The organism is Paenibacillus sp. D51F (genome assembly GCF_053345695.1).
In genome coordinates this window covers 134,796-146,969 of the sequence record NZ_JBKFAO010000008.1, presented here as the reverse complement: position 1 = coordinate 146,969, position 12,174 = coordinate 134,796, and the positions used below count along the sequence as shown (strand labels likewise).

14 protein-coding genes are annotated in these 12,174 nt (G+C 57.9%); 12 read left to right on the top strand and 2 right to left on the bottom strand.

Annotated elements, in window-relative coordinates:
- Positions 1 to 116: 116 nt before the first annotated feature.
- On the top strand, positions 117 to 995 hold the full coding sequence (locus ACLBWT_RS16035; RefSeq protein ID WP_447664130.1) for a LysR family transcriptional regulator: 879 nt from the start codon (positions 117 to 119) through the stop codon (positions 993 to 995).
- A gap of 17 nt (positions 996 to 1,012) precedes the next feature.
- Complete coding sequence (locus tag ACLBWT_RS16030; RefSeq protein WP_447664129.1) at positions 1,013 to 1,243, top strand: hypothetical protein; 231 nt, start codon at positions 1,013 to 1,015, stop codon at positions 1,241 to 1,243.
- A 253-nt stretch (positions 1,244 to 1,496) separates the two neighbouring features.
- Here the strand turns inward: ACLBWT_RS16030 and ACLBWT_RS16025 are convergent, their stop codons facing one another.
- Positions 1,497 to 1,805, bottom strand: a complete 309-nt coding sequence (locus ACLBWT_RS16025; RefSeq protein WP_447664128.1) for a hypothetical protein — start codon at positions 1,803 to 1,805, stop codon at positions 1,497 to 1,499.
- A 147-nt stretch (positions 1,806 to 1,952) separates the two neighbouring features.
- On the opposite strand from ACLBWT_RS16025, the gene ACLBWT_RS16020 reads away from it, so the two are divergent.
- The 3 genes from ACLBWT_RS16020 to ACLBWT_RS16010 all read left to right on the top strand — a co-directional run bounded on the left by ACLBWT_RS16020 (position 1,953) and on the right by ACLBWT_RS16010 (position 3,645).
- Positions 1,953 to 3,032, top strand: a complete 1,080-nt coding sequence (locus ACLBWT_RS16020) for an NAD(P)H-binding protein (protein ID WP_447664127.1) — start codon at positions 1,953 to 1,955, stop codon at positions 3,030 to 3,032.
- A gap of 55 nt (positions 3,033 to 3,087) precedes the next feature.
- Complete coding sequence (locus ACLBWT_RS16015) at positions 3,088 to 3,381, top strand: hypothetical protein (RefSeq protein WP_447664126.1); 294 nt, start codon at positions 3,088 to 3,090, stop codon at positions 3,379 to 3,381.
- A 63-nt stretch (positions 3,382 to 3,444) separates the two neighbouring features.
- The gene (locus tag ACLBWT_RS16010; RefSeq protein WP_447664125.1) at positions 3,445 to 3,645 is read left to right on the top strand and encodes a hypothetical protein; all 201 of its coding nucleotides are present in this window, start codon (positions 3,445 to 3,447) and stop codon (positions 3,643 to 3,645) included.
- A 69-nt stretch (positions 3,646 to 3,714) separates the two neighbouring features.
- Here ACLBWT_RS16010 and ACLBWT_RS16005 read toward each other — a convergent pair whose 3' ends face one another.
- Positions 3,715 to 4,077, bottom strand: coding sequence for a DUF423 domain-containing protein (locus ACLBWT_RS16005; protein WP_447664124.1), 363 nt, complete (start codon positions 4,075 to 4,077; stop codon positions 3,715 to 3,717).
- 114 nt (positions 4,078 to 4,191) lie between these two features.
- Between ACLBWT_RS16005 and ACLBWT_RS16000 the strand changes: the two genes are divergently transcribed.
- From ACLBWT_RS16000 to gnd, 7 genes are all read left to right on the top strand, one after another.
- Entirely contained in the window at positions 4,192 to 4,737 is a 546-nt protein-coding gene (locus tag ACLBWT_RS16000; protein ID WP_447664123.1) for a cysteine hydrolase family protein, read from the top strand.
- A gap of 111 nt (positions 4,738 to 4,848) precedes the next feature.
- Entirely contained in the window at positions 4,849 to 6,144 is a 1,296-nt protein-coding gene (locus ACLBWT_RS15995) for an MFS transporter (RefSeq protein WP_447664122.1), read from the top strand.
- Between the two features lie 74 nt (positions 6,145 to 6,218).
- On the top strand, positions 6,219 to 6,935 hold the full coding sequence (locus ACLBWT_RS15990) for a class I SAM-dependent methyltransferase (protein ID WP_447664121.1): 717 nt from the start codon (positions 6,219 to 6,221) through the stop codon (positions 6,933 to 6,935).
- Positions 6,936 to 7,149: 214 nt separating this feature from the next.
- Positions 7,150 to 8,655, top strand: a complete 1,506-nt coding sequence (locus ACLBWT_RS15985) for an FTR1 family iron permease (protein WP_447664120.1) — start codon at positions 7,150 to 7,152, stop codon at positions 8,653 to 8,655.
- Positions 8,656 to 8,692: 37 nt separating this feature from the next.
- Positions 8,693 to 9,871, top strand: coding sequence for an iron uptake system protein EfeO (efeO, locus tag ACLBWT_RS15980; RefSeq protein ID WP_447664119.1), 1,179 nt, complete (start codon positions 8,693 to 8,695; stop codon positions 9,869 to 9,871).
- 31 nt (positions 9,872 to 9,902) lie between these two features.
- The gene (efeB, locus tag ACLBWT_RS15975; RefSeq protein WP_447664118.1) at positions 9,903 to 11,123 is read left to right on the top strand and encodes an iron uptake transporter deferrochelatase/peroxidase subunit; all 1,221 of its coding nucleotides are present in this window, start codon (positions 9,903 to 9,905) and stop codon (positions 11,121 to 11,123) included.
- A gap of 132 nt (positions 11,124 to 11,255) precedes the next feature.
- The gene (gnd, locus tag ACLBWT_RS15970) at positions 11,256 to 12,152 is read left to right on the top strand and encodes a phosphogluconate dehydrogenase (NAD(+)-dependent, decarboxylating) (RefSeq protein WP_447664117.1); all 897 of its coding nucleotides are present in this window, start codon (positions 11,256 to 11,258) and stop codon (positions 12,150 to 12,152) included.
- Positions 12,153 to 12,174: the final 22 nt, after the last annotated feature.

Below are 12,174 nucleotides of genomic sequence, written 5' to 3'. Positions count from 1 at the left end.
CTTGTCGTATCTTCCGATGGTAAAGTATACTAGGAACCATAACATAAGTGAATTGAATGTTATTCATGTTTTGCATGATGGAAATTCATGATTGTGAAGGAATGGAGCAGCCGTTCATGAGTCTGGTCAAATACGAAATATTCAGCGTTGTCGTCGAGCTCGGAAGCTTGACAAAAGCAGCGGAAACGCTGGGCTTGACCCAATCGGGAGTGAGCCATGCGATCGGCAGCCTGGAGAAGGAATTCGGCATCCAGCTGCTCACCCGCAGCCGTTCCGGCATCCAGCTCACCGTCAACGGGGAGAGGGTGCTGAAGCCGATGCGCGAGATGCTGTCCTGGCAAGAGCAGCTTCAGCAGGAAATCGCGGCGATCAAAGGGCTGCAGGCAGGCACGGTGCGGCTCGGCACGTTCACGAGCGTGTCGGTCCACTGGCTGCCGCAAATGATCAAGGAGTTCGACCGAGACTATCCCGGAATCGAGATCAAGCTGATCGAGGGGGATTACCGGGATATCGAGGAAGGGATCACCGACGGCAGCATGGATATGGGCTTCTTGAGCCTTCCGGCCCGGGAGGGCCTCGACACGCTGGCGTTGAAGAAGGATCGCATGCTCTGCGTGCTGCCGGCCGACCATCCGCTCGCCGGCCAGCCGTTCCTGTCTCTCCAGCAGCTTCAAGGCGAGGACTTCATCATCCCCAAGGAAGGCTCCGACTATGACGTCCGGCGCATTCTCGAGGAGGTCATCCAGAGGCCCCGCATCAAGTACGAGACGGCGGATGATTATGCCATCATCGCCATGGTCGAGCACGGCCTCGGCATCAGCATCCTTCCGGAGCTCGTGCTGCAGGGCAGAGATCATCACGCCGCGATGGTCGAGCTGGAGGACGGGCGCTACCGGACGCTGGCGATCGCCGCTTCCTCGTTCAAGCTGCTGTCTCCGGCAGCCCGCCGTTTCCTGGACTATATCAAGCGATTCATGGAATCCAGGCAGCTCTGAAGGCAGTATGAACCGCTATGCGAGGACGGCATCATTATGTAGGCGCCGCTGTCGCGGCGCTTGCAGCATCAGGCCTGCAACTGGCTGTGCAGCCGTTGAAGGACGAGAGCTTCCGCGCCCGGATTGCCGCCTCCCGTACCGCCTATTCCGGGAAGTTGTTCTGCGAAGGCTGGACATCTCCGCCGAAGCGGAACCAGTTCGTCTCATGGATCGATTGGCACAGAGCGATGTCTCCGCGCAAGCCGTAGCAGGCGGCACGGCCAAGAACTGCCTTGCGATTTCTCCGCTGAGCTAAAGGTTCACGCCCGCCACATAGCGGATCATCGCATCGGCCGATACGGACTGGGTGACCATGATAGTTGTTTTGGCCATAATCTGTCACCCCTCTCGGTTATGGTTCACTCTATTCATAGAGTGGACAAGGAGTAAGGGCGGACGGCCTTCCCAACAGACAATGAAAAAAAAAGCCTGCCCCGGCTTGGGGCAGGCAAGTTCAGGCCGTCAATCGACCCGGTCGTAAAATTTCTTCCAGTCTTTCTGGCCCTTGTGGACCAAGTCGGCGACAGTCCGGTCGATGACCGTATGAACGGCATTGCGGAAAAACTCGGTCTCTTGCCGAATAGCGGCTTCGACCTCGCCGTTGGATTTCTCGCTGTTGATGCTGCGGGCTCCGATCTCGACGCGGTGATACTGCTCATGTTCTTCAAGGAGGTCGAGAAGATGGTCGAAAGCGATCAGGACGCCTTCATGCCCGGCGAGCTTGTTCTCGTTCTGCAGCGCTTGCTTGAATCTTTCCAGATTTTTGCGCATCGGTTCATCGCTCCTTGTAGAATTTGGATACCGCTATATTCTCACAAGGTGCCTACTGTGCGCAATAGAATGCTTTCAAGTCATTCTTCTTTTGACCATCGCGTCCACAGGGTATGAATTTGTATAGGAATGAAAGGGGGCGGGGCTTTGAAGAAGGCCATCAGGCCGGATTGGCTTATCGCTGCCGGCAAAGCAGGAGAGGGAAGCCGCCGCCCGGTCATCGCGATCGCCGGCGCTGGCGGATCGGTAGGGAGCAGGCTTGCCGCCATGCTGCCGCCCGAGACCGTTCTCGTCGGCATCGGCAGGCATCCTGCGGCCAGAGATCATGATGAAGGACTGACGTGGCGGACATGCGATTTCTTTTCGCAGGAAGAAGCCGTGCAGGCTCTGGCTGATGTCGATATTGCCGTATACCTCATCCATGCAGGGAAGCCTTCTGCAAGGCTGACCCAAGGGACATCGCGGGACCTGGATGCCCTGCTGGCGGAGCATTTCGCATATGCCGCCGCGGCGAACGGCGTAGAGCGGATCATCTGCCTGGACGGGAACATCCCGCCTGGCCCGTCGAAGCGGGGGAGAGCCAGTAGCTTCCAAGGGCAGCGGGAAGTGGAGGGCATTCTCGCTGCTCACGGAGTGCCGCTGACCGTCATCGCAGCGGGCGGCGCAGAGCCGCTTCATGCAGCGACGGCCATTTGCGCAGCCTTGGGCTATGGCGCGGATACGGTGTGGATCGGGACAGGCGAGACCGTCCGCGAGGCTGCCGGGCGAGCGGAATTCAGGAAAGAGACGGACAGGAGGCCGGATGTCCGATCCGTCCAAAGGTTCAGCCTGCCTGGGGGCATGGACGCGGAGCAGGCGGCCTTCTATTATCTGGACTGGCTGTCCCGCGTCGGCCGCCCGCTGCTGCGGATCGACAGGAATATACCAGGGGAATGCCGAATGTATGCGGCAGGGATTCCGCAGCCTCTCCTGCAGCTGACTGAGCGCAGAACAGCGGGCGCTTCCCGTTGCTTCACCTTCGAGATCAGCGGAGGGCTGCTGGCCCACACGGGGAAAGGGAGCCGAGGGAGGCTTGATTTCCTGCTGCTGCCAGGATCAAGGGAATGCCTCGCGGCCATCCACGATTTCATCCCGTCGCTGCCTTGGTTGCTGTATAAGTACTCTCAAGCGCAAGTTCATTTGCTCGTCATGTATGCTTTTGGGAGACATTTGAAAAAATGGAGATAGAACCTTGATGTTTCTGACAGGTTGAAATTATCCACTTGCTTGGGAGGAGAAGGCTATGACCGGATATTGGATAGCCGTGGCGGCGATTGCGGCAGCCGCAGCATGGGCTTGGCGCCGTTACCGGGCTGCCGGCCGGCAAGGCAAGAGCAAGATCGTCAAGATGAACGCATACCGGTCCCGGAAAGGCAGAAGCGACAGCGCAGCCGCGAAGCCGGGATCTCAGTTATGCTCCTCATGCCGCAAGCCGGCTGCGCGGCTGAGCTTTTATTCCGACGAGAACGGCCGCGTGGTCGGCTTGTGCCGGGAATGCAAGCCAAGCGCGGAACGCAGGCAGCTGGACCGTCTGTAAGGCGCCAGCCGGGCAGGCAGTTGCTCTTCGTTGCCTTGTCGACTATCTATTGTGGCAGGGTTCATGGTGCCTTCGAACTCGGCGGTTACCTGTTCGTTCGGCGTTTCCGGATTGACGGTCTACGAGATGCAGCTGAACAATGTGGACGATCTCTCGGAAATGGCGATGTCGGTATATGGATTGGATTCGGCAGGCGATCTGGTGCTTTCCCAACGGACCTTGCCGCTGGAGCTGTCGCCGATGCCCGGTCTTGTCCAATCTTAAGGAGGCGTCTTGTGCCGATGGCCTGATTTCCGCCGGGGCGGAAATCAGCATCCCTGCATAAGTAGCGGACTACAGCCAAAAAGCGGCGGCCATCAGCGCCCAGCCAGCCAGAAAAGCAAGGCCGCCGATCGGCGTGATGATTCCCAGCTTGCGGATTCCGGACAGGCTCAAGGCATAAAGGCTTCCCGAGAACAACAGGATGCCTGCCGCGAGCAGCCAGCCGGCGGCGGCCAGCAGGGCGGAGTCGGAAAAGAATCCGGCAAGCCCGATGCCGAGAAGGCCGATTCCATGGACAAGCTGGTACAGAACTCCTGTCTGGTATGCGGCCAGCTTGTCTTCGCTCAGCCTGCGCTTGAGCGCATGGGCGCCGAAAGCGCCGAGGGCGACCCCGATGAACATGACGGCGGCTCCCAAACCTATGAATGCATTCATTTCGTATACGCCTCCTTCATCACGAATCGTAGCGGATCAGGATCAATCCGTCAACGAAACGGGAGAGCGGCCGGCGATAGCCGGCAAGAAGATCCGGAAGAGAGGATGAACGGCATGAGAGCACTGATCAATATCGATTACACGTATGATTTCATAGCGGATAACGGCGCGTTGACATGCGGCAAGCCAGGACAGGCCATCGAGGAGGAGGTCGTCCGGCTTACCCGGGAATTCGCGGAAGCCGGAGACTTGGTCGTTTTCGCGGTCGACGTCCATGAGGCAGGAAATCCGTGGCATCCCGAAACGAAGCTGTTCCCTCCTCACAATCAGAGAGGGACGAGGGGAAGAGAGCTGTACGGCTCGCTGGCCGAAACGTACGAGAGCATCAAGGAGATGCCCAACGTCATTTACATGGACAAGACCCGTTATTCGGCTTTTGCCGGAACCGACTTGGATCTGCGGCTGCGGGAGAGAGGAATCACCGACCTGCATCTGGTCGGCGACTGCACGGATATTTGCATCCTGCACACGGCTGTGGACGCCTATAATCTCCATTACTCCCTCTTCATCCATGAGCATGCGGTCGCGAGCTTCGACCAGGCCGGACATGAATGGGCATTGCGGCATTTCCGCACCTGCTTGGGAGCGGAGATTGTCTGATCCTGGCTTCCCAGAGCTTGTTCGGTTGTCGAACAAGCTCTTTTTTTGTGCACCCGGATAGACTTGTTGGAAGTATTGTCGGAATCTGCCGCATGAGGTAGTATGGGTAACATGTCCAACTTCATGAGAGAATGGCAGATGCAAATCCAGAGCTACAGCCGGAATATCCGGTTGTTTTTTGTGTTCAACCTGCTCTGGAACGTGGGGCTCGGCATGTACAGCCTCGTCTACAACTTATATGTGAAAGCGCTTGGCTACGAGCCGACGATGGTCGGCCAGATCGTCGGCATGACCGCGCTCGCCTCCGCGCTCATCCTGATTCCCGCCGGCTTGGCCAATGACCGCTTCGGACCGAAGCGGATGATCAGCATCGGGGCTGCCGCAGTCGTCGCGGCGCTCGTCCTCCGCGCCTGGCTTCCGGGAGCGGGCGGCTTGACCGGATCCGCGTTCGCAGGGGGCATCGCACAGGCGATCGTATCGGCGACGATACTGCCGTTCATGGCGAACAACTCGACCGCCCGCCAAAGGATCCATCTGTTCAGCTTCAACATGGCGCTCGTAATGGCAGCCAACGTGGTGGGGAATTTGGCCGGCGGCTTCATCACCGACCTGCTGCAGCATGCGGGTCTGGGCGAAGTGCTCAGCCTGCGGCTAACGCTGCTGATCGGCACCGCCATAACCGGGGCGGGGCTGATTCCCGTCCTCCTGTTCGGAAAGGAAGAGGCAGGGGCATCCATTTCGAAGGAAGGAGCTCCACAGTCGCCGAGCCCCGTGAAGGGAGTTCGGCTCAAAGCCGTGATGAAGGAGCATCGCTCCTCGCTCTACGCCATCGGCGCCTTCACGCTGCTCAGCCTGCTATCTTCGATGGCGGGAGGAATGGTCGTTCCTTATCTCAACGTTTATTTCGAGGATCGCTTCGAGGCGTCCAAGTCGGTCATCGGCCTCGTCGTTGCGCTTGGCCAAGGCGCGACGGCTGTCGCCTATCTGCTCGGTCCGGCCATCGCCCGGCGGATGGGGGAGGTCAAGGCGGTCGTATGGCTTCAGCTCAGCTCCATCCCGTTTCTAGTCCTGACCGCTTATACGCATCAATTCTGGCTTGCCGGCGCAGGGTACTTGTTCCGTCAGGCGCTGATGAATGCCGCGAATCCGTTCTACAATACGATCAAGATGAAGTATGTGCATCGCTCGCTCCGGGGACTGGCAGCGAGCTCAGGCGAAGCGATGTTCAATCTAGGGTGGTTCATCGCAGCGCCGATCAGTACGGGCCTAGTCGCCAAATACGGGCCTTACCAAGGGTATGCGTGGGCTTTTTCGGTGACGGCAGTCATCTATACGCTCATCGCCGTCATTTTCTGGTATCTCTTCTCCAAGGACCGCTTCAAGCCGGCAGAGGAGGCCGAAGCTTGAGAGAGTGCCATTTTCAACAGGCCTGAAGCAGGGTATGAAGGGATCATACACTTTGAATGCAAGGGAGGATCCCCATGCCCAAGAATGATTTTGAAGAAGCGAGGGAATCGGAGAAAACTTATCATGCCCATCTGTATGAGACCGAGGAGATTCTGGAGCCGGGCAGCTGGCTGTCGGAACCGATCCCGGCTGTCATGGAATACCTGGAGCTCGTCATCGCCGGCAATCCGAATCCAGCTGTGCTGGACCTTGGCTGCGGATCAGGCCGCAATGCCATTCCGATCGCCAAGAGGCTGCAAGAGGCCGGAAAAGGCCGGTTGACCGGAACGGATCTGCTGCAGGAAGCGGTAAGCAAGCTGGTGGAAAATGCTCGGAAGTATGGAGTCGAGAAGCAAGTAGAGGCGGTACGGTGTGATGCCGAAAAAGCGGATTACGAACCGGATACCTATGATTATGTCGTCGCTTGCGGCTGTCTGGAGCATGTTTCCTCGGAGGATGCCCTTAGAGCCGTTATCGGGAAACTGCAGCAAGCAACCCGGAACGGCGGCATCCACTGCTTGGCCATGAATACCGGAATTTCCGAGAGAGTGGCGGCAACAGGGGAGAAGCTTGACGAGAAGATCGAGCTCAATCTTCCGGAAGAGGAAGCGGACCGCTTGCTGCGTGACGCATACGCCGATTGGAATCTGCTCCGGGAAGAACGGGACGATGTTGCCGTTGAAGAAGAGAAATATGAGGAAAAAACAGAGTTCACAGCTCGTTCCGTGCTGATGGTTTTTCAAAAAAGATAAGAGGTAGAAGCGAGAAGGGCCTGCAATCGATGCAGGCTCTATTTATACTTGACATCATAGTAAGAATAATTATGTAAACCATAGATTTGAATTTGTAAAACCAAGTGAAACCGTCAAGAAAAATACATTGACACTCAAACAAGAATTCCTTTATTATTTACTGATCAACTGATAATGATTATCAATATGATTTGCAATTCGGAGGCCGATGGACTTGAATTTGGAAGCAGCGGCAAGTATGCGCATCGTCAGGCTGATGCTGCTCGGGATGCTGGCAGCCATGCTGATGGCGGGCCGGACAGCATGGGCGAGCGGAGCCGGCGACAGCAATGCAAAAGGGAATGTGCCCGCCATATCGGGACAAGCGGATCAAGTTTATGCGAGCCTTGAAGCGAAGGACAGCCAGGCAGCCGCAGAAACATTCAAAGCCGTCAAGAAATGGTGGACTCTTCATAAAGCGGAGGTCAAGGGAGAGTCGCTTGACCTCGCCCTTGAGATCGATAAGCAGATCGCCGATCTATCCCTGTCCTTATTGACCAAGGATATGTCCGGAGCTCTCGATACTTCCGGCGCGCTGAGATTTTCCCTTCATAACTACGAAGACGGCGCTTACGCCGGAAATGACGGCAAGACGAAGATGACGCTGGCCGTCTACATCTCCAAGCTGGTCGAAGCCCGGAACAAAGCCGACCATCAGGATTGGCCGGCAGCGTCGAGCCTGGTCAAGCAGCTCCAGAGCCAGTGGCTGGCCGTGGAGGGCGATGTCGTCAGCCGCTCGCAGAAAGCATACAACGACACGGAACGCGATCTCGTCCTTGCGGATGCCTATCTGGCTAACGAAGGCCAACGATCGCAGGCATCCGGGGTCTTGAAGAGAATGGCCGACAGTCTTGCGCCTCTTGCGGAGGCTGGATACAACTGGTGGGACGCCGCTTTGATCCCTCTGAGAGAAGGTCTCGAGGCGGTTCTTGTCGTCGGCGCGCTGCTCGTGACCGCTGGCCGATCCAATTCGGCAGCGGCGAAGCGGTGGGTAATCGGAGGATCGACGCTGGGCATGCTTGTCTGCCTCGCGGCCGGTTTTGCCATCGCGATCCTGTTCTCTTCGGAGGCATTCGGAGGGAGCAACTCGCTGATCAACGGATGGACCGGCATCCTTTCCAGCCTGCTCCTGCTCTATGTGAGCTACTGGCTCCACCGCAACGCGGATATCGGCCGCTGGAACAAGTTCCTGAACCGCCAGAGCGACAAAGCCGCCTCGAGCGGCCGCATGGTCAGCTTTGGCCTTCTCGCCTTCTTCGCCATCCTGCGTGAAGGACTGGAGACGGTCATCTTCCTGATCGGACTGGCAGGCAAGATGAGTCCGGGGACGCTCGCCGCCGGCATCGGGGCAGGGTTCGGACTGCTGTTCGTCCTTGCATTCGCCATTCTGAAGGCAGGACAGAAGCTTCCGGTGCGGCCGCTGTTTCTGGCGTCCAGCCTCGTTGTCTTCTACCTCTGCTTCAAATTTCTTGGATCCGGCATCCACAGCCTGCAAATGGCAGGGGTTATCCCTTCCGACGTGAAGGATTACTTGCCTCAGTGGGCTTCGATCAGCCTTTTTCCTTCCTGGTACAGCACGCTTCCACAGCTTGTCTTCGTGCTGCTCGCCCTGGCAGGCTCCGCGCCTGGGTGGTTCAAGCGGCTCGGAGGCCGTGCAGGCCGGACGAAAACCGCGACCTAATAAAAACGATTGATCATCGATAGGAGATCTGAATTCTATGAAGAAACGCGCTCAAGCTCTGACGGCATTGTCTCTTGGCGGCATTCTGCTGCTCTCCGCCTGTTCTTCGGCAAATACAGGAACAGGTGGATCCGCGGCCGATTCCGGAGCCTCCAATTCGTCGGCTGCAGCAGGCGACAACCAGGCTGTGCTGGACGGCACATCCAAAATGAAGGAGCAGACGAGCAAGCTTCAGGATGCTCTGTCCAAGAAGGACCTGGACGAAGTCAAGAAGCAGGGCAAAGCCATCAACGACATCTGGCTGTCCTATGAAAATACGGTCAGAACGGCTTTCCCGCTTGAGTACACGGAAGTTGAAAAGCATGAAATTCCGATCTTCTCGGCATCGGCTTACGACAAAGTGGATTACGATGCTCTCGCGGCAACCGCTCAAAAGCTGATGCAGGCTCTTGATGCGCTGCAGCAGGCCAAGCCGTCGAGCAGCAGCTCTTCCGAGCTGCTGGACAAGGCTGTCGTCAATTACGAGGCTTTCGTCAAGGAGCAGGCAAACGCGCTGGCGGATTCCACCAAGGTGTTCGCGAACGCCGTCAAATCCGGCGATATGGAAGCGGCCAAGGCGGAGTATACGAAAGCGCGCGTTTATTTTGAAACGATCGAGCCTGTGGCGGAAAGCTTCGGCGATCTGGATCCCCGGATCGACGCCCGCTTGGCAGACGTCGAGAATGAAAGCGAATGGACGGGCTACCACCGGATCGAGAAAGCTCTGTGGGCGGACAAATCGCTGGCCGGCATGGATGTCTATGCCGATCAGCTGGTGAAGGACACCGAGGAGCTGGCTGCGAAGGTGCAGGATATCAAGCTTGATGCCAAGACGATGGTTGCCGGAGCGATCGAGCTGATCAACGAGGCGGCGACATCCAAGATTACCGGGGAAGAAGAGATTTATTCCAAAAGCGATCTCGTCGACCTCGCCGCCAACGTCGACGGCTCCAAGACGGTCTATCTGGCGATCATCCCTGCCCTCAACGAGCACAATACGGAGCTTGCGGACAAGCTCGACAAGCAGTTCCAGGACATGGAAGCGATGCTGCTCACGTACCGCAAGAGCGGCGATTATGTCGCCTATGACAAACTGACGACCGACCAGATCCGGGAAATCAGCGACAAGCTGAGCCAGCTGTCGGAGCTGATGACCCAGACCGCGGCTATTTTGTAATCCGAACCGCAGCGAAAGGAAAGTGAACACAATGGACGAGAACCCGTCGAAAGTATCGCGAAGAGACTTTCTGAAGCTGTCTGCAGTTGCCGGCGCGGCGCTCGCTCTCGGTGGAGGAGGGGCGGGAGCCGTGCTGTCCGCTCTCGGCCAGAAGAAGGCTTCGGCGGAAACGTCTCGGGAGACGCCTTTTTACGGGCCGAACCAGGCAGGAATCGCAACGCCACAGCAGACCTATATGTATCTGGCAAGCTTCCGCATCCTCGATATCGGCCGAGCCGAGCTGATCGCCATGCTCAAGGAGTGGACGCGCTTCAGCGACCTCAGCGCTTCGGGCGGATACAGGCAGAGCAGCGGCAACGGGCTGCTCCCGCCGGCAGACACCGGCGAAGCGATGGATCTTGGAGCTGCCGGCTTGACGATCACATACGGATTCGGCACTTCCTTTTTCCTCGACAAAGGCTCGGACCGTTTCGGCATCGCCTCGCGCAAACCGCTGTATCTGGAGGAGATCCCCCGGATGCCCAAGGACCATATCGAGGAAGGCTTCAAGGGCGGGGACATCGTCGTCCAGATCTGCGCGAACGACCAGCAGGTCGCGTTCCACGCGCTTCGCAACCTGATCCGGCTCGCGACCGGCTCCGCCGTGGTCAACTGGACGGAAGAGGGCTTCATCAGCGCGCCGGAAGGCAAGACGCCGCGCAACCTGTTCGGCTTCAAGGACGGCACCGCCAACATCCTGCATCAGACTCCGCAGGGTTATGGCGAGGTTCTGTGGGCGGGAACGGATGAGCCGGATTGGATGAAGGGCGGATCGTATCTCGCCTACAGGAAAATCCGCATGCTGCTGGAGGTATGGGACCGTTCATCGCTTCAAGCCCAGGAGGATACGTTCGGCCGATCCAAGGACAGCGGAGCCGCGTACGGGACGAAAGCCGAATTCGACCCGGTCGTAAAAGCCGAGCTGCCTGCCGATTCCCATGTCCGGCTCGCGAAGGATTCCGGACAGAGCATTCATCGGCGCGCATACTCTTATACGGGAGCGATCGATTCCAGAACCGGCCAGCTTGACGCGGGGCTGCTGTTCCTCAGCTATCAGCGCAATCCGTCGAAACAGTTCATCCCCATGCTGCGTATGATGCAGAGCAGGGACAAGCTCAACGAATATACCCAGCATATCGCAAGCGCGATGTATGCCTGTCCCGGAGGAATCCGGGAGGGGCAGTACATCGGCCAGGCGCTGCTGGAAGGATAGGAGAAGGAGATCCCGCCATGATGGCGGAATCTCCTTTTTTTGCATGCATCAATTCGTTCCGGGAAGACTAAGCTTCCCATTCCTTCTCTCCGGGTAAGGAAAGGAAGACAAGGATAGAGGAGGAAGCGGAAGATGCATATCGGCTTGATCGGTCTTGGCAAGATGGGCATGAATTTGGGAATGAATTTGATGGATCACAGGTATCAGGTAACGGCATTCGACGTGAATCCGAAGGCCGTGGAGGAGCTCCGGAAGGAAGGAGCGAAAGGAGCCTCCACCTTGAAGGAGCTGGCAGACTCGCTGCCGCTGCCGAGGATCGCGCTCATCCTCGTTCCGCATCAAGTCGTCGACGGCGTGCTGGAGGAGCTCGGGAGCCTGTTGTCACGGGGAGACATCGTCATCGAAGCCGGGAATTCGCATTACAAGGAGACGATCCGCAGATACGAGCGGATGAAGGAAGCCGGAATCCACTATGTGGATGCGGGTACTTCCGGCGGCATGGAGGGTGCCCGGAGCGGCGCGTGCTACATGGTCGGCGGCGATCCGGAAGCATGGGAGGTGGTGGAGCCGATCTTCAGGGACACGGCGGTTCCGGACGGCTATCTGTATGCCGGCAAGTCAGGCAGCGGGCATTTTCTCAAGATGGTCCATAACGGAATTGAATACGGCATGATGGCTTCGATCGGCGAAGGCTTCGAGGTGCTGGAGAAGAGCGGCTTCGACTTCGATTACGAGAAAGTGGCGCGGGTGTGGAACAACGGCTCGGTCATCCGCTCATGGCTGATGGAGCTGTCCGAACGGGCTTTCGCCAAGGATGCGGACCTCGAGGAGCTGCGAGGCGTCATGAATTCCTCCGGAGAAGGGAAGTGGACGGTCGAGACGGCTCTCGATCTCCAGGCGGCGATTCCGGTCATCGCCATGTCGCTCATGATGCGGTATCGTTCGCTTGAATCCGATACGTTCACCGGCAAGGTGGTCGCGGCGCTGCGCAACGAATTCGGCGGCCATGCCGTCGTCAAGGCGGAGTGAAAGAGAATGCAGCGGGCGGCTA